The organism is Gemmatimonadota bacterium, assembly GCA_022560615.1.
Lineage (GTDB): Bacteria > Gemmatimonadota > Gemmatimonadetes > Longimicrobiales > Gaopeijiaceae > UBA1138.
In genome coordinates, this window is the sequence record JADFSR010000014.1 from 13,812 (window position 1) to 29,039 (window position 15,228).

Genomic DNA, 15,228 nt, shown 5'->3' on the forward strand with positions numbered 1-15,228 from the left:
CTTATGCCTCCCTCGCGGCACGCATCACGCCGTTCAAGTAGTGATCGTAGGCGCCGCACCGGCACAGGTTGCCCGACATCGCTTCGCGGGCCTCCTGTCGGGTCGGATTCGGATTCGCGCGCAGCAGCGCGACCGCGGACATCACCTGGCCCGGTGTGCAGAATCCGCACTGCGGACCTAGCTCGTCGATAAACGCCTGTTGCACCGGATGCAGGGTGCCGTCCGGACTCTCGAGTCCCTCGACCGTCGTGATCTCTCGATTGCGCACCCGATGTGTAAGCGTCGAACACGAGTAGTAGTTCACGTCGTCGATCAGCACCGTACAGGCACCGCACTCGGCGCGATCGCATCCGAGCTTCGTGCCGGTGAGGCCGAGCTTGTAGCGCAGCGTCATCGCTAGCGTTTCACCCGGCAGAACATCGACGCGGCGCACCTGACCGTTCACGGTCAGGGAGAGTAGCCGCTCTACGCCGCCGGTTTGGGCTGGCAATGGTGTCGTACAACCAGCTCCGAAGTACGACATGCCAGATACGGATACACCGGACGCGATCACTCCCTTGATGAAGTCCCGACGCGACCAGCTCGATGGCGTGGTCGGGAGGGTGACCGTTGCGCCCGGTGCTTCTGACGAGTCCATCTCGCTCACGTTGCTACTCCCGTCTGAGGCACTAGGTGCATGGTACGCTGTGTCGTGAGAACGGACAACAGCGGCCGCGGGTGGTTGCCTGGCATGCTGACGGAGGCTCGGACACGCCAAGGCGACTGCCGATGGCCGGTGACATGGCTTTGCTCCTCGAGCGCCCGGCATAGGCCGACCGGGACCGTCCGCCGCTTCCGGCCCACGTCGAGTACTCGGCCCCGAGCGTCGTGGCTCATCACAACCGGCCCCGCATCGCACACAAGCCCCGCGACGTCTCCGCGGAAACGTGGAGGCCGCCTCCGTGGCGCGCGTCACCCCCCAAGCGCAAGACTACCTGGAAACGGTCGGCGCGTCTGCGGTGGCCTCTGACCAGGGCGCGCTCGTGGTCGAGTTCGGGCCAAAAGAGGGCCACGACGCGGTCGCGCCGGACGAAGCCGCCTGGCGCGGCATAGTGACAATCGACCCTTGCCGCGTACTCGAGCGCGACCCGGAGCCTGAGGGCGGCTACTTCGCCAACGCGCAGGCTGAGCGACGGAAGGAGTGGCGTCGCCACATCGGAGGACTCATCCTACTTGGCAACTGGGCGACTCCCCGCGAACCCACGCTGCGAGCATCTGCCACTCCGGATCGTCCTGAGACGTCCAGCGCCGCCCACCACCGTGGTATCCGTCTCCTCCCGCCTCGGGTGCGAGCGGATGCGTGAGGAAGCGGCTCGACATCGGCCAGCCGGGCTCCACGTAGCGCCGAATGATTTCGAAGTTCTCTTGCGACTCTTCCAGGTTCCAGTAGTCCCGGCCTTCCGGAAGCGCCTGTGCGAATCCGCGCCCGCCACGACTGTGGCAGTGCACGCACTCCATGCGGCCCTCGCGCTTGCTCTGGAAGATCTGCTGCACACACGTTCGGAAGAACTCGAAGTCGAGAGTCTGGGGCGGCTCCTCCGCGACCGGCGCGGCCGCACCGACCCAGGTCGCCATCGTCTGCCACTGAGGATCCGACTGGTTCTCGAAGAACTTGCCACCGACGTGGAAACGCGCTCCTCCGGAGCCCATTGCGAGTGCCTTGAGGAGGAGTCGGCTGCGCTCGGGATTGCCCGGGACTACCAAGCGCGACACCACCTCGAAATTCTGTCGCGACTGCGCCTCCGTCCAATACACGCTCCCGTCCCCCGCCTCTTGGAGTGGCTGGAGTCGGAGCGGTGTTCCGCTATGCACGTGGCACGTGACGCAGGGGGAAACGCTCGGTCCGTACCCGCCTCTCGGTGCGTAGAAGATCGGTTCGACTTGGCTTCGATAAACATCGAAATCCAGTGCCTGCGCCTGGGCTTGGCTCGGCGCCGACGCGAGTGACGTGACCGCTAGCGCGGCAGCCCACATGCCGGCGAACCGGCTGGGCGGGACCGAGACGCTGCTGCGTGATCCTACCGCGCTCATCGGGAGCCTCCGGGCAGGATCGCCGTGTGGTTGCGTTTGGGCACCTGTCCGACCGGAATACGCGCGACCTCCATGAGCGTCTGCGTGTCGACCGCCGATACGCTGTTCGAGCCCGCGTTGGCCGAGTAGATGTAGCGCCCGTCCGGGGTCATCGTGAGCCAGTCGGGGTCGTGGCCGACCTCGACGCCACCCAGGTACTCGAGGTCGGGCAGTGACCATGCATACAAGTGGCTGTTGGGTTTGCTCGTCGACCAGAGCTGAGAGCCGTCAGGTGAGACGGCGAGGCCGTGTCCCGGGGATCCTTGCATGGCGTCGTGGTTGACTCGTGAGAGCGGAAGCTCGGGCATCGTGAGCTTCTGCACGAGCTCGCGCCGGGCGAAGTCCACCACGTAGACGCCGTGGAATCCGGAGATCTGAACGAAGATGCGCTTGGTCGAGCCATCCGGGTTCACCTCGAACGTCATCGGACGCACTCCACCGTCGAACTCCAGCGACCAGGCGAGCTCATCAGTTTCTGTGTCGAAGACAGACAGGCTCCGGGCTCCGATCATCCCCGCGACCACATACCGGCCGTCCGGGGTGACGTACACGTTGTGTACCCCCCCCAACGTCGGGATGCTGCGCAAGCGTCTCTGAGCGCGCACGTCGATCACGTCGACCAAAGCGTCCCCCGCGATCGCGACGTACAGCTTGGAGCCGTCCGGCGTGATCGAGATGTTGTTGGGCCGGTCCGAGAGCGGGATCTGTTTGGTCACCTTCAGCGTCTCGGTGGAGACGATGTCGAGCGTGTGCTCCACTTCGTTGCTGAAGTAGTACTCGCGTCCGTCAGGGTGGGAGGTGACGCCGTGCGGGATCGGAATACCCGTGATGACGCCCACCACCGTGTTGGTGGCAGGATCGATGATGTGGACGTTGTCGCCGGCCGCGTTCGTCTGGATGATGCGCACCCTGACGTCTTGTGCCGCCACAGGGTTGGCGAGCAGCAGGACGCCGAGTGCGACGGGGAGAATTCCCAAACGATAGGCGCGTATCATTTTCAACCTCCGGGTTAGGCTCTGAATCGAAGCGCTGGTCGGGGCGGACGCAATGGACGAACCGCGGTGGAGCCCTACCTTCCACCACATGACTGAGTTCTTCCAGATCGAGTGGGTACAGCGGACCGTCCTCGTCGTTGGCGGTGCGCTCGTCGGCCTCCTTCTCGAACTCGTCGTTGTCGCGCGCGCCCACCGCATCGCACTGAAGACGCGCTTCAAGTGGGACGATCTGATCGTCGAGTCGGTCCGAGGCGTACCGACCGTCTGGCTCACCTGCGCGGGGATCTACCTGGCACTGAGTGTGGGAACGCTCGATGCGCTGCTCCTGAGCACGATGGAGAGTGTGCTCACGGTCATCCTGATCGGCTCCGTCGCGATCGCGGGCATGCGCGCGACGGGGGGCGCGGTCGAGATGCTCTCGGGCCGCGCCGAAGGAGTGATCGGATCCCCGACGCTCGTAGTGAACATGGCCCGACTCGCCGTGGGCGTGCTCGGCGTCTTCATCATCCTGCAGAACCTCGGCATCAACATCACCCCGCTCATCACTGCGCTGGGCATCGGTGGTCTCGCGGTCGCGCTCGCGCTGCAGGACACCCTCGGGAACCTTTTCGCGGGCGTTCAGATCATTCTCTCGAAGCAGGTCCGTCCGCGGGACTACGTGCGGCTCGACTCGGGCGACGAGGGGTGGGTCACGGACGTGAAGAGTCGCAATACGACGATCCTCACCTTCCCTGACGGCAACCTCTTGGCGGTGCCGAACACACTGCTCGCGTCCTCAGTGGTGAAGAATTTCAGCTTGCCGCGGAAGGCTCTTTGGGTCAGCGTCGAGGTTGGTGTGAGCTACGACAGCGATCTCGGGCGTGTGGAGCAAGTGACGCTCGACGTCGCGCGTCAGGTCCTCTCTTCCGTGGATGGCGGCGTCTCGGACGAGGAGCCGGTCGTGCGCTATCACACATTCGGTGACTCCAGCATCAACTTCGAGATTCGCATGCTGGTGCGGGAGTTCGAGAGCCAGGGGCCCGTCCGACACGAGTTGATCAAACGCCTGCACGAGCGCTTCAACGAAGAGGGGATCGAGATTCCGTTCCCCATCCGGACGGTGTTCATGAAGGGCGCCGAGGGAGCGTAGTTCTTCTCACTTGCTCCCCGTCACGCGGGGATCTATCTGTACCGTCCTAGAACCCTTGCCGAGGTTAGCGGGTTGGCGAATCAGCTGCGGCTCGCCACGGAGTCGATCGCGGGCCGAAGGCCGTATCAGGAAGACACCGTGCTCGCGCGGGCGCTCTCTGACTCACGCACGCTCGTTGCCGTCGCCGACGGGATGGGTGGCCACGCTGCTGGCGACGTCGCCAGCGCGCTGGCCATGGAGACCCTCGTAGCTGCGGTCGAGGAAGGCAAGAACCTGGCGGCGGCGTTCACGGCAGCGAACGAACAGGTGCATTCGAAGTCGAGGGAACCCGGGAAGCATGGCATGGGGACGACGATGGTCGCCGTGGTCGTCGAAGGAGACGAATTCACGGTGGCCAATGTCGGCGACAGTCGCTGCTACCTGCTCACCGACGACGGGATCAAGCAGCTGAGCGAGGACCACTCGTTCGTCGCCGAAGCGATCAAGCGCGGCCAGTCCGAAGAGGAAGCGCAGGCCTCGAAGTTCCGGGACGCGCTGACTCGATCCATCGGGATCGACGAAGAAGTCGAAATCGACACATTCGGTCCGTTTCCGGTCGAGAACAATACGGCGCTCTTCTTATGCTCCGACGGCCTCTACAAGGTCATGAAGGACGCTCGCATCCGTGAGCTGTTCGGTCAGTCCGGCAGCCCTAGAGGTGCGGCACAATCGATGGTAGCCACGGCGTACGAAGACGGTAGCGATGACAACATCACTGTGGCGATCGCCGAGTTCGGCGAGTTGACGCGCGACCGTGCCATGGGCACGGTCCCGATGGACTTCGAGCCACCTCCGGCCGAGCCCGCCGCCGGCGCGGGTGCGGACCGCGGTGGTGACGGGGTCGCAGCCTCTTCAGCGCAAGAGCCGCCGGCAAACGCGCCGGTCGAAAGCTCGCACGACGCGGCCGCTGGGCCGGCCGACGCGCGGGCTCTTGCGATGTCCAAGCCTCGTACTCGGGTAGCTACGATCGTGGTAGGCGTGACTGTCGCGAGCGCGCTGCTGTACTTCCTGTTGATGCGCTAGCAGCAGTAGGGCCCACCGCGGTCGGGTGGTGCTAGCCAGCGTAGGCTACGCGCCGCGCGCGGCCGGCAGCCGGGTCTGGACTTGAGCGCCCCGCTGCCCGACAGTGCGTGCCATGAGACGCACAGCCGCCATCGTCGTAGCCCTCGTTCTCCTGCTTCCGTCCTGGCCGGAGGCGCATGAGATCCCCGCGGACGTCACCGTGCAAGCGTTCGTCGCGCCGGAGGGCGGCACGCTGCGGTTGCTGGTACGCACTCCGCTCTTCTCGATGCGTGAATTCGATTTCCCGGTGCGGGACCCGGGTTACCTACGGATCGCGGAGTCCGAATCGCTGATCCGGGATGCCGCGATCCAGTGGATCGGGAACTACATCCGGCTGTACGAAGGCGCGGAGGCATTGCCCGCACTCGAGCTCGTCGCGGCTCGGATCGCTTTGCCCAGCGACGGCTCCTTCGCCAGCTATGAGACCGCGCTGGCGGGCGTGAGATCACCACCGCTGGCAGAAGACGTGGACCTCCCGCCGGCACAGGCGCTGCTCGATGTACTCTTCGAGGTCCCGATCGCATCCGATCAGTCGGATTTCTCGATCGATCCGCAGTTGGCCCATCTCGGCCTGCGTACCGTCACGGTGCTGCGATTCGTGCCCGCGGGAAGGCCGGAGCGCGTCTACCAGTACACGGGCACCCCGGGGCTCGTCCGACTCGACCCGCGTTGGTTCCAGGCCGCGTTCTCATTCGTGGCTCTCGGCTTCGAGCACATTCTGGACGGCATCGACCACCTCCTCTTCCTCCTCTGTCTGGTCGTGCCCTTCCGGCGCTTCTGGGCGCTCGTGCCCATCGTCACTTCGTTCACCGTGGCGCATTCGATCACCCTGATTGCCGCCTCGCTCGGCCTGGCGCCCAACTCGCTCTGGTTCCCGCCACTCATCGAGACCCTCATCGCGCTCTCGATCGTGTTCATGGCCTTCGAGAACATCCTCGGTGCGAAGCTGAATAGGCGGTGGCTCATCGCGTTCGGCTTCGGACTGATCCACGGATTCGGTTTCTCGTTCGCGCTCTCCGAGTCGTTGCAGTTCGCCGGCGCGCACCTGTTGACCTCGCTCCTTTCCTTCAACATCGGTGTCGAGCTGGGTCAGCTATTCGTGCTCGCGATCACCGTGCCGGTCCTGGCTCTGCTCTTCCGGAAGGTTCTGCCGGAAGTGGGAGGCACGGTCGTGCTCTCAGCGGTACTAGCCCACACGGGGTGGCACTGGATGACCGAGCGAGGCGGGCGGCTCTTGCGCTACGACTTCCGCGTGCCCGCGCTCGATGCCGCGTTCGGCGCGACACTCCTTCGGTGGATGATGTTGCTGCTCATCGTGGGCGGCGCAGCGTGGCTGCTGCGCCTCTCCTTCGACTGGTTGAACACTCGCCAGCCGGCCTCGACGTCTAGCAGCCCGTGAGAAGTACAGAGGGCCGCGCTCCGACTGCACCGCAAGGCCATTCCGAGGCAAGACCAACGTAGTCTGGCCCGGAATCGGTCTGATCATGCCTTGGGGCGCGGCTGCGCCGCCACCAGGTGGGGATCTCGTCTCCGACCTCCAGCCTTTGGCCCACCGTCGCTGGCCGGGATCGGCTCCCGAGACTCGAATCTGAACCGGGCCCTCGAAGCTGGCGAGCAAAGCCGTCTATTTCTCCAGCAGGATGTCGATTCCTTCTGCGGCCGCTTCCATCTCAACGGCACACCCTCGAGAGAGGGCATCATCGCGGACGCGGTTCACGATCTCATCCAACTCGTCGTCCGAGCGGGTGGGGTCGTGGTGGAAGAAGAGCAGCTTCTTGACCTCTCCTTCCTCGGCCAGTCGTAGCGACTGGTTGAACGTCGAATGTCCCCAACCGATTAGGGTCGGGTACTCGTCGTCGGTATACATCGAATCGTGAATGAGCAGGTCGGCACCACGCACGAACTCGACAAGCCGCTCGTACCAGCCGTCGTCCACCTCGTACATGTCGCCCTCGAGCTCGTTGTCGGGGACGAAGCAGATGACCTTGCCACCTACCTCGATACGGTAAGCGATGACGTACGAAGAGTGCTTCACCCTCATGGTGCGCAGCGTCGCGCCCGCCACTTCGAGGGTGCCCTCGTTGAGGTGATCGAACGACATCGTTGCGGCGACGACACTGAACGGAACGGGGAAGTAGATCGGACCCATCTGACCTGCGAAGAGGCTCCGCACGTCGATGTTGTTCTGCCTGGGCCCGACGATCTTCAGGTCGATCTCGGGATTGTACAGCGGGGCGAAGAACGGGAAGCCCTGGATGTGGTCCCAATGGAAGTGCGTCAAGAAGATGTGGCGGAATTCGCCACCGTTCTCGAGCAAGTCCAGACCGAGCGCTCGCAGACCGGAACCGGCGTCGAAGATCAAGCGTTGTTCGCCATGTCGAACCTCGAACGACGTGGTATTGCCGCCATAACGCGCTGTCTGGGGGCCGGGGCTCGGAATGGAGCCACGCGTTCCCCAACAGCGTGTGGTGACAGCGGCAACAGTGCCGGCGACCTGCGGGGCCGATGGCGACACGTCGGTCGCGGGATCCAAAGGCTACGTTCTCCAGAAGCTCGAGGGATGCGCGGACAGGTTCGCGCCCGCTTCTAATGTACATGTCAACTAGGAGAGATCGCGAGGATTTGTGACGACGACCTGAATGGCATTACGACGGCGTGGATCAATTCATCCAGATGGGTGTCCTGGTCGTGCAGGCGGAGGGCCTGGAGTGGGGAGGCGCCGGCCTGATCCTCGGCGCTGCCGACCTGCTCGCGCAGCTCCATGCGTGTGGAAGCACTAGCCGCTCTAAAGGGGGAGCGAGAAAGATGGCAGTGACAGAAAAGGACGTTCGCAAGGCGCTCAAGGCGGTCAAGGATCCGGAGCTCGGGCTGGATCTGGTGGTGCTTGGGTTGATCTACGACATCGAGATCGAGGATGCCGAGGTCAAAGCCACGATCTCGCTCACCTCTCCGTTGTGCCCGGTCGCGGGTCAGATCGTTGACGACGTGAAGACAGCGATCGAGGGGGTCGATGGCGTCGACGCCGTGGAGGTGGAGCTCACCTTCGATCCCCCCTGGACGCCGGAACGGATCGCGCCGCTCATCAGGGCTTCACTCGGTCTTTGAAGTAGGTGGTGTCGCTCCGTGACCATTGCCAGCCGCCTGGCATCTCATAGACTTATTACACTCTAGCGTTGATCGGAGTGAAAGTGTCATAAACAAGAGGGACCCATGGCGCCGTTCACCGAAGACGAGCTGAAACGGAAGGTCCATGAAGGCTACATCGTCGAGTCCTCTGAGGAGATGACCGAGGGGTATAGGAAGGCGTTGGTGGTTCAGCTCACCGTTCAGGCCGACACCGAGCTCATGAGTGCCCCGGCCTATTGGATGGCGGCGCGCCACGCACCGTCCACCAACACCCAGGTGAGCGCCCACGCGATCATTCAGGACGAGTTGGCCCACGCGAACATCGCGTACAGGCTGCTTGAGGATGTCGGCGAGTCCAAGGAGTACCTCGTCTACGGCCGTCAGCCCCACGAGTTCAAGCATCCGTACGGCTTCGACCAGCCCCTGGACAACTGGGCGGAGCTCGTCGTGGCTACCGGGTTCTTCGATCGGGCGGGCATCACTCTGCTCTCCGACGTTCACGAGAATACGTCGTACGGACCGTTGAAGCGCGCGCTCGTGAAGATCGGGATGGAGGAGACCTTTCACCTGCGCCACGGTGAAGTCTGGATGCGGAGGCTCACGAAGGCCGGGGGTGAGGCGAAGGAACTCGTGCAGCGGGCGGTGGACTGGATGTTCCCGATGACTATCGAGTGGTTCGGGCTTCCGGACGACCTGAAGCGTCACTCGGGTCAGCTCGAGTATAAGCTCAAGGGGCTTTCGAATGACCAGCTCCGGCAGGTTTGGATGTCCTCCACCGTTCCGCTTTGTGAAGAGCTCGGGCTAGACGCTCCGGCTCATTGGGACGAGCAGCGGGGGGAGTTCGTTCTCGAGTACCCGTTCCCGTGCCAGTACGATGCGGTCGACAAGCACTGGGCCTTCGACGAGGGCGAGATCTCGTGGGATGCCGTGTTCCAGCGGTGGAAAGGCCGCGGTCCCATGAACGAGATCTATGTCGAGTCTCTGCGGCGCTCCCGCGGTGATGTCGAGCGGTGGCTGAACGGCAAGGTTGCCTGACTGGAGTGAGCGACTCGACTCCCCTTCCAGTGCTGGGTGGACGCGGCGCCGGCCTGCCCACACATGTCTCGATTCACAAGAGCGGCGGCCGCGACGTGTGGACCGGACCCCTGGAGTCGGTGCCTGCTGATCCGCTCGCGGCGACCTGGGCTGCGCTCGACGAAGTTCTCGACCCGGAGATTCCCATCAGCCTGGTCGAGCTTGGACTGATCTATGGGGTGGACCTCCTCGACGGAGTCGTGATGGTCCACCTGACCTTCACCGCCACGGCGTGCCCCTGCATGGAGTTCATCCACGAGGACATCAGGGACCGCTTGGCGCCGGAGCCGTGGGTCGAGGGGGTCGAGATCGTGGAGGTGTGGGATCCTCCCTGGACCAACGACAGAATCACCGACGAAGGGCGAGCGAAGCTGAAGGAGCTCGGCGTCGGCGTCTGACCGACTTCGGTGACCGATACGGATCGATGATAGAGATCACCTACGACGTCTTCGCGCGTAAGAACCGAGGGGACCAGCTCTCACACATCGGCTTCGTGGACGCCCTCGACGACGAGACGGCGAAAGTTCATGCCTGGACCACGTATTCTGAAGAGAACTGGTTCGAGATGTGTGTGGTGCGGCGCTCTCAGATCATCCCAGTGAACCGCGACGATGGCCCGTTCGCGAAGGCTCGCGGAGGTGCGGCATGAGTGACGCGATCAGCGTCGAAGCGCTCACCGACGTAGGCCGAGCGGCGCTCGAGCGGCTCATCCTTTCCCTTGCGGACAGCAAACGGCTCATGGGGATCAGGTACTCGGATTGGATACTCGGCTCCCCGTCGGTCGAGACGGGGATCGCGACCTCGTCCATGACTCAGGACGAGTGGGGGCACGCGCGCTTGTTGTACGCGATGCTCAAGCAGCTGAACATCGATCCCGTCCAGGTCGAGCACGACCGGTCAGCCGAAGCGTATGCCAACCTGAGCGTGCTCGACGAGCCGTTCGATGACTGGGCGGCGCTGGTCGCTGCGATGGTGATCGTGGACGGAGCGCTTTCGGTCGCGCTGCGTGCGTTCTCCGAGGGTGCCTTCGAGCCCGCCCGGTCGCGCGTTCCGAAGATGCTCGCAGAAGAGCGGTTCCACGTCAGCCTCGGTGTCGCATGGTACCGGCGGCTCGCGGCCGCGTCGCACGACGCGCGGTCGTTGCTACGCTCGGCGACGGACCGCCAGCTCCCGGCCACGCTGGCTTGGTTGGGGGCAGACGATGCGGCCTCCCGCGAATTGGTCGAGCTCGGAGTCATGTCGCCGGGAGCGTCTCTCACGACCGCCTTCAAGGCGTCTGTGCGGGACGTCTTGTCGGACAGCGACGTGGATGTCGACGTGGTCAGGCCTGCTTCGGACTGGGACTCGGCGCGCGGCCGTGCACCGGGTCAGCCCGACACTGATTCTGTCGACCGCGCCCGGGGCGCCAAGAACCGCGCTCTGTTCGTCGAGTAGTGGCTGTCGAACCACCGGTCGGACGTTCCGACCCTTCGCCGGACCCTTCGCAGGAGCAGCAGCGCTCCTACGGCAGGGAGGCCCGAGAAGGGGAGACCCCTGGCATGATGCCGCGAAGCCCCCAATGCCCGTTCTGCGGAGGACGAGAGACGGAGATCATGAACGCCTTCGGGGCGCATGCCTCCGTCAGCTCATACTGGTGCCGCGCGTGCCGGTCGCCCTTCGAGATGATGAGGTGGAGGCCGTAGAACACGAGCTACAACCACGGGCTGCTAGGCCTCGATCAGCTCCACGTCTTCCAGGAAGTCCTTCAGCGGATTCGCGACAGCCACGGCCCGCTCGCGGATCGCCTCGGGCAGCGCGTCATCCGTGGGCTCCTCGCCCTTGAGGTGTCGAGAAACCGCTTTACCCAAGTGGCCGTCGGATTCCGCGGCGGCCTGGTGATACTCCGCGTACCGGGCGCTCACGCGCTGCTCGAAGAGGGGTAGCTGCGACTCGGGCGTGCCGTGCTCGACCATGTCCTCGAACACCGCCCTGTGCAGCGCGTCGAGCCCCTCGCGTATTCTCTGATCCGGGGCGCGGCCGAGAAACGCCAACTGCACTCCTCTCGTATGCGCCCACATGAAAAAGATCAAAGCCTCTTCGGCTGTGCGATGCGTGGCGCTTCTGTCGTCTGATAGCGTGTCGACGTCGGGCAGGGGCGTTTCAACGTCTTCCCGGGAGACGAAGTCGGAGAAGCTCTCCCAGACCAGGCGCGCCAGGCTGTCGCCCAACTCGCCGGGAGTCATCGTTTGAGGGGCCCTGAATTCGTGTATGTCGTCCATAATCGTGCCCGGGACGGCTCGTTCCCTTTACCTTGTTCGCAAGTAACCCATAATTCCGAGTCAGGACCGGGGAGTGTCAAGGTTTAAGATGATGAGGCCGAAGAGATAGATGACACTTCATTCATTGGGAGTCAGCGTGGACCATAGACGATCGGCCGCCCGGATGGTGGCCATTGGCATCGTGACCGTCCTCGCCGGCTGCGCCGCAGTGGGGCCTGAGATAGCCCCGCCGCGACCGATCATCATTCACTCGGGTGCGCGGCTTCGCGTCGAGCACGAGCGGATGATGGAGGTCAACGAATGGTTCACGCGCGAGCAGGAGAACATCGTCGAGGACCCCACGTTCATGATCGAGACCCCACCTTCCACCAACGAAGTCTACATCTGGGACGAGCTCGAGATCGTCGAGGGTGACACGGTGCGCACGCCCGTGAACGCCGGAGCCCCGGAGTCCCGGTTCGTGCACGAGATCTACGCGCACCTCCACTTGATGGTGGACATGGGGCGCCAGGACGAGTGGCTTCCCGAGGCGCCTGATGCGGTGGAGTACGCGCTCGAGCGCGCGATCCTCGCGCGGGTTTCCGACGCGTGGCTGCTCGGGCGCACAGTGTTCGACGTGGCCCCGTACGGACCCCTCGACGAGTTGATCTACGCGAACGAGGCGGGCTTCCTGGACGCATTCGTCTTCACCGCCCGGCCCTCGGAGTTCGCCCTGGCGCGCGCTGAATGGGCGAGGGCGAACCCCGGCGAGTCCGACCGCTACCGCGACTGGTTCCTGGAGACGTTCAACAGGGATCCTCCGGGGCTACGCTCGCGCTGAAGTGAGGGGAGCGGCGAAGCGTTTCCGGCTCGCCGCTCAAGAGGGGGTGACTTCCCAGCGCAGGCCGATAGGGCCGCCGTCGATCTCCTCGATGTGCACGTCGATGCGGCCGGTGCGCGCGAGCCGCTCGTCGCTCGGTTTCCCGCCGAAGAGCGCAAATCCCATCACTCTCAGCCGGCAGCTCTCTCCGTCGGGGCCCGTCGCGCGCAGCTCGGCGTTTCGAAGGGACTTGATGGACGGCGCTTCACCCGACTGGAGTCGCAGCCGTAGAATACGTCCGGAATGCGGGGCATCCATCGCGTCGAGCACGCGAAAGACCATGCCCTGGCCGGTGGAACCATCTGCAGACATGGAAGGAAGATTATCCGCATGACGTCCACCACGGAAGGCGGTGCTCGCAGCGAGCTCCACATGAAGCCAGACGAGATGTTGGCGTTGGCCCAGAGGGCCGCTGAACTCATCGTGGCGCGAATCGAGAACTTGCCCAATGAGCCGGCATGGAGGGGAGGGTCGCGCTCGGAACTCGAGCGGATCATGCGTGAGGATCCACCGGAAGAGGGACGTCCCGCGGAGGAAGTCCTCGAGCGCGCTGCGAGGGAGATCCTGCCGGTGGCGGGTCGCGTCGACCATCCGCGCTTCTTCGCCTTCGTTCCCTCGTCTCCGACTTGGCCGGGAGTGCTCGCGGACTTCATGGCCGCCGGGTACAACATCTTCCAGGGGACGTGGCTCGGAGCGAGTGGACCGAGCCAGCTGGAAGTGGTCGTCCTCGACTGGTTCCGCGACTGGATCGCCTACCCCGAGACCGCCGGCGGAGTCCTCACCAGCGGAGGGTCCGCGGCCAGTTTGGACGCCTTCGTCGCGGCACGGGAGGATGCGGGCGCCCCGGAACGCGCCACGGTCTACATGAGCGATCAGAGCCACACTGCGTTGAGCCGTGCCGCGACAATCGTCGGTGTTCGACCTGAGTGCGTGCGGAGAGTGAAGAGCGACGAGCACTTTCGAATGGACATGGACGATCTCGCCAGCATGATCGACGAGGATCGTGCCGCCGGGTTCAACCCGATCTCGGTGTGCGGAAACGCGGGGACAATCAACACCGGCGCCGTGGATCCGCTCGACGCGATGGCCGACTACTGCGAAGCCGAGGGCATCTGGTTTCATGTCGATGCCGCATACGGTGGTTTCGCGGTCCTCACCGAGCATGGGAAGAAACTGCTGAAGGGCATGGAGAGAGCCGACTCGATTGCGATGGATGCACACAAGTGGCTCTTCCAGCCCTTCGAGGTCGGATGCCTGATGGTGAAGGACGTGCGCAAGCTCGAGGCCGCGTTTTCGGTCCAGCCTGAGTACCTGCAGGACACCCAATGGGGTGCCGACCACCCGAACTTCGGGGACCGAGGCCTCCAACTGAGCCGTTCGTTCCGGGCGCTCAAGATTTGGATGTCGATCCAGACCTTTGGCATGGCGGCCTTTCGGCGAGCCGTGGGTCGCGGCATCGAGTTGGCCGCGCAGGCCGAGGCGTACGTCCGCGAGTCCGTCGTCCTTCAGATCGCGAACCCAGCGTCGTTGGGTATCGTATGCTTTCGGGTAAACCCGAGGGGCAGCGACCTCAGCGACGATCGACTCGAGAAGGTCAACGAGGCCGTTCAGGCGCGGGTCATCGAGAGTCAGGTCGCGATGATGTCGTCCACGCGCCTGCGCGGCCTCTATTCCCTTCGCCTGTGCATCTTGAACCACACAACCACGTGGGACGACGTGCGCGAGACGCTTCGCTCCATCGAGAAGTTCGGACGAGAGGCTCTCTCGGCATGAGTCGACTCAAGGACCTTCCTCCCCGCGTAACGGGCGTGCTGTGGCTTGGGGTGATCATGTTCTGGGCAGTGCAGCTCTCGCTCTACGTGCTCGCCGGCTTGCCGCTGTCGGATACGATCCTGCTTGCGACTCTGCTCATCGCGATGCCGGCGCTCGCGGTTGCACAGGTCCCACTCACGGCGGAGAGGCGGATTGAGCGGTTACCGGCCTACTGGAGCTCGATCGCCACGTTGTGGATCCTCGGCACGATCAGTTGGCTGGTCGGCACGCGCACCGACGGGCTCGCCGCGATCGGCGTCACGCTTCTCGCTCCGGCGCCATTCACCGCTTGGACGCTCGGTCTCACCGCGGCGGGGTTGGGCGTCATCGTAGTATTCCGACAGATCGCCATCGCGCTTCGCCTGCGCGAGAGTCCGCTGCTTCGAGATCTGATTCCGCGGACAGCCGACGAGCGCGGCGTCTTCGCGATCCTTTCGGTAGCCGCGGGCGTAGGTGAGGAAGTCGCCTATCGCGGCTACGCGATTCCAGTATTGATCCCGGTCGTGGGCTCTGTTGGCGCGCTCTTGCTCACCTCCGTCGTGTTCGGAGTGCTGCACGTCTATCAAGGGGCGCTCGGAATCCTCCGGACGACCGCGATGGGCGCGACTCTCGCCGGTGGCTTCCTGCTCTCGGGCTCGCTCCTCCCGGGGATGATCGCGCACACACTCATAGATCTTCTGGCGGGCATCTTCATGGCTGATAAACTGCTGCTACCTCTGACCGGCACCGGGGTAGAGAATGAGAACGTACCCCACTAGGAAAGCT

18 protein-coding genes are annotated in these 15,228 nt (G+C 64.3%); 11 read left to right on the forward strand and 7 right to left on the reverse strand.

Annotation, left to right across the window (positions count from 1 at the left end; translation table 11 throughout):
• Position 1 precedes the first annotated feature (1 nt).
• From IIB36_09715 to IIB36_09730, 4 genes are all read right to left on the reverse strand, one after another.
• Entirely contained in the window at positions 2–637 is a 636-nt protein-coding gene (locus IIB36_09715) for a (2Fe-2S)-binding protein (protein ID MCH7532016.1), read from the reverse strand.
• Between the two features lie 238 nt (positions 638–875).
• Entirely contained in the window at positions 876–1,193 is a 318-nt protein-coding gene (locus IIB36_09720; GenBank protein ID MCH7532017.1) for a hypothetical protein, read from the reverse strand.
• A 10-nt stretch (positions 1,194–1,203) separates the two neighbouring features.
• Positions 1,204–2,070: a hypothetical protein gene (locus IIB36_09725; GenBank protein ID MCH7532018.1), complete on the reverse strand. Its 867-nt coding sequence runs from the start codon at positions 2,068–2,070 to the stop codon at positions 1,204–1,206.
• A complete protein-coding gene (locus tag IIB36_09730; GenBank protein ID MCH7532019.1) occupies positions 2,067–3,104 on the reverse strand; it encodes a hypothetical protein in 1,038 nt (345 codons plus the stop codon). Before IIB36_09730 ends, IIB36_09725 begins: the two co-directional genes overlap by 4 nt.
• Positions 3,105–3,192: 88 nt before the next feature.
• Between IIB36_09730 and IIB36_09735 the strand changes: the two genes are divergently transcribed.
• The 3 genes from IIB36_09735 (at position 3,193) to IIB36_09745 (ending at position 6,733) form a co-directional block, all read left to right on the forward strand.
• Positions 3,193–4,233, forward strand: coding sequence for a mechanosensitive ion channel family protein (locus IIB36_09735; protein ID MCH7532020.1), 1,041 nt, complete (start codon positions 3,193–3,195; stop codon positions 4,231–4,233).
• 72 nt (positions 4,234–4,305) lie between these two features.
• Positions 4,306–5,295 (forward strand): serine/threonine-protein phosphatase, encoded by a 990-nt coding sequence (locus IIB36_09740; GenBank protein ID MCH7532021.1) that lies wholly within the window; start codon positions 4,306–4,308, stop codon positions 5,293–5,295.
• A 112-nt stretch (positions 5,296–5,407) separates the two neighbouring features.
• Complete coding sequence (locus IIB36_09745; protein ID MCH7532022.1) at positions 5,408–6,733, forward strand: HupE/UreJ family protein; 1,326 nt, start codon at positions 5,408–5,410, stop codon at positions 6,731–6,733.
• A gap of 225 nt (positions 6,734–6,958) precedes the next feature.
• On the opposite strand, the gene IIB36_09750 is transcribed toward IIB36_09745, so the two are convergent.
• Positions 6,959–7,696, reverse strand: coding sequence for an MBL fold metallo-hydrolase (locus tag IIB36_09750; GenBank protein ID MCH7532023.1), 738 nt, complete (start codon positions 7,694–7,696; stop codon positions 6,959–6,961).
• A gap of 443 nt (positions 7,697–8,139) precedes the next feature.
• Between IIB36_09750 and IIB36_09755 the strand changes: the two genes are divergently transcribed.
• From IIB36_09755 to IIB36_09775, 5 genes are all read left to right on the forward strand, one after another.
• Positions 8,140–8,439 (forward strand): metal-sulfur cluster assembly factor, encoded by a 300-nt coding sequence (locus IIB36_09755; GenBank protein MCH7532024.1) that lies wholly within the window; start codon positions 8,140–8,142, stop codon positions 8,437–8,439.
• Positions 8,440–8,544: 105 nt separating this feature from the next.
• Positions 8,545–9,495, forward strand: a complete 951-nt coding sequence (locus tag IIB36_09760; GenBank protein ID MCH7532025.1) for a phenylacetate-CoA oxygenase subunit PaaI — start codon at positions 8,545–8,547, stop codon at positions 9,493–9,495.
• Between the two features lie 119 nt (positions 9,496–9,614).
• A complete protein-coding gene (locus IIB36_09765) occupies positions 9,615–9,932 on the forward strand; it encodes a metal-sulfur cluster assembly factor (GenBank protein MCH7532026.1) in 318 nt (105 codons plus the stop codon).
• A 26-nt stretch (positions 9,933–9,958) separates the two neighbouring features.
• The gene (locus tag IIB36_09770; protein MCH7532027.1) at positions 9,959–10,183 is read left to right on the forward strand and encodes a hypothetical protein; all 225 of its coding nucleotides are present in this window, start codon (positions 9,959–9,961) and stop codon (positions 10,181–10,183) included.
• On the forward strand, positions 10,180–10,968 hold the full coding sequence (locus IIB36_09775; GenBank protein MCH7532028.1) for a phenylacetate-CoA oxygenase subunit PaaI: 789 nt from the start codon (positions 10,180–10,182) through the stop codon (positions 10,966–10,968). Before IIB36_09770 ends, IIB36_09775 begins: the two co-directional genes overlap by 4 nt.
• Before the next feature lie 272 nt (positions 10,969–11,240).
• On the opposite strand, the gene IIB36_09780 is transcribed toward IIB36_09775, so the two are convergent.
• Entirely contained in the window at positions 11,241–11,792 is a 552-nt protein-coding gene (locus tag IIB36_09780) for a hypothetical protein (GenBank protein ID MCH7532029.1), read from the reverse strand.
• 136 nt (positions 11,793–11,928) lie between these two features.
• Between IIB36_09780 and IIB36_09785 the strand changes: the two genes are divergently transcribed.
• Positions 11,929–12,612, forward strand: coding sequence for a hypothetical protein (locus IIB36_09785; protein MCH7532030.1), 684 nt, complete (start codon positions 11,929–11,931; stop codon positions 12,610–12,612).
• A gap of 36 nt (positions 12,613–12,648) precedes the next feature.
• Here IIB36_09785 and IIB36_09790 read toward each other — a convergent pair whose 3' ends face one another.
• The gene (locus tag IIB36_09790) at positions 12,649–12,963 is read right to left on the reverse strand and encodes a hypothetical protein (protein MCH7532031.1); all 315 of its coding nucleotides are present in this window, start codon (positions 12,961–12,963) and stop codon (positions 12,649–12,651) included.
• 18 nt (positions 12,964–12,981) lie between these two features.
• On the opposite strand from IIB36_09790, the gene IIB36_09795 reads away from it, so the two are divergent.
• Positions 12,982–14,424, forward strand: a complete 1,443-nt coding sequence (locus IIB36_09795; GenBank protein MCH7532032.1) for an aminotransferase class I/II-fold pyridoxal phosphate-dependent enzyme — start codon at positions 12,982–12,984, stop codon at positions 14,422–14,424.
• The gene (locus IIB36_09800; protein ID MCH7532033.1) at positions 14,421–15,221 is read left to right on the forward strand and encodes a CPBP family intramembrane metalloprotease; all 801 of its coding nucleotides are present in this window, start codon (positions 14,421–14,423) and stop codon (positions 15,219–15,221) included. The genes IIB36_09795 and IIB36_09800 overlap by 4 nt, the downstream gene beginning before the upstream one ends.
• The last annotated feature ends 7 nt before the right edge of the window (positions 15,222–15,228 follow it).

Bases quoted from the DNA above. Each gene is read 5' to 3' on its own strand.
- IIB36_09715 (MCH7532016.1), bottom strand. From the start codon at position 637: ATGGACTCGTCAGAAGCACCGGGCGCAACGGTCACCCTCCCGACCACG.
- IIB36_09725 (MCH7532018.1), bottom strand. From the start codon at position 2,070: ATGAGCGCGGTAGGATCACGCAGCAGCGTCTCGGTCCCGCCCAGCCGG.
- IIB36_09730 (MCH7532019.1), bottom strand. From the start codon at position 3,104: ATGATACGCGCCTATCGTTTGGGAATTCTCCCCGTCGCACTCGGCGTC.
- IIB36_09735 (MCH7532020.1), top strand. From the start codon at position 3,193: ATGACTGAGTTCTTCCAGATCGAGTGGGTACAGCGGACCGTCCTCGTC.
- IIB36_09745 (MCH7532022.1), top strand. From the start codon at position 5,408: ATGAGACGCACAGCCGCCATCGTCGTAGCCCTCGTTCTCCTGCTTCCG.
- IIB36_09755 (MCH7532024.1), top strand. From the start codon at position 8,140: ATGGCAGTGACAGAAAAGGACGTTCGCAAGGCGCTCAAGGCGGTCAAG.
- IIB36_09760 (MCH7532025.1), top strand. From the start codon at position 8,545: ATGGCGCCGTTCACCGAAGACGAGCTGAAACGGAAGGTCCATGAAGGC.
- IIB36_09770 (MCH7532027.1), top strand. From the start codon at position 9,959: ATGATAGAGATCACCTACGACGTCTTCGCGCGTAAGAACCGAGGGGAC.
- IIB36_09775 (MCH7532028.1), top strand. From the start codon at position 10,180: ATGAGTGACGCGATCAGCGTCGAAGCGCTCACCGACGTAGGCCGAGCG.
- IIB36_09780 (MCH7532029.1), bottom strand. From the start codon at position 11,792: ATGGACGACATACACGAATTCAGGGCCCCTCAAACGATGACTCCCGGC.
- IIB36_09790 (MCH7532031.1), bottom strand. From the start codon at position 12,963: ATGTCTGCAGATGGTTCCACCGGCCAGGGCATGGTCTTTCGCGTGCTC.
- IIB36_09795 (MCH7532032.1), top strand. From the start codon at position 12,982: ATGACGTCCACCACGGAAGGCGGTGCTCGCAGCGAGCTCCACATGAAG.
- IIB36_09800 (MCH7532033.1), top strand. From the start codon at position 14,421: ATGAGTCGACTCAAGGACCTTCCTCCCCGCGTAACGGGCGTGCTGTGG.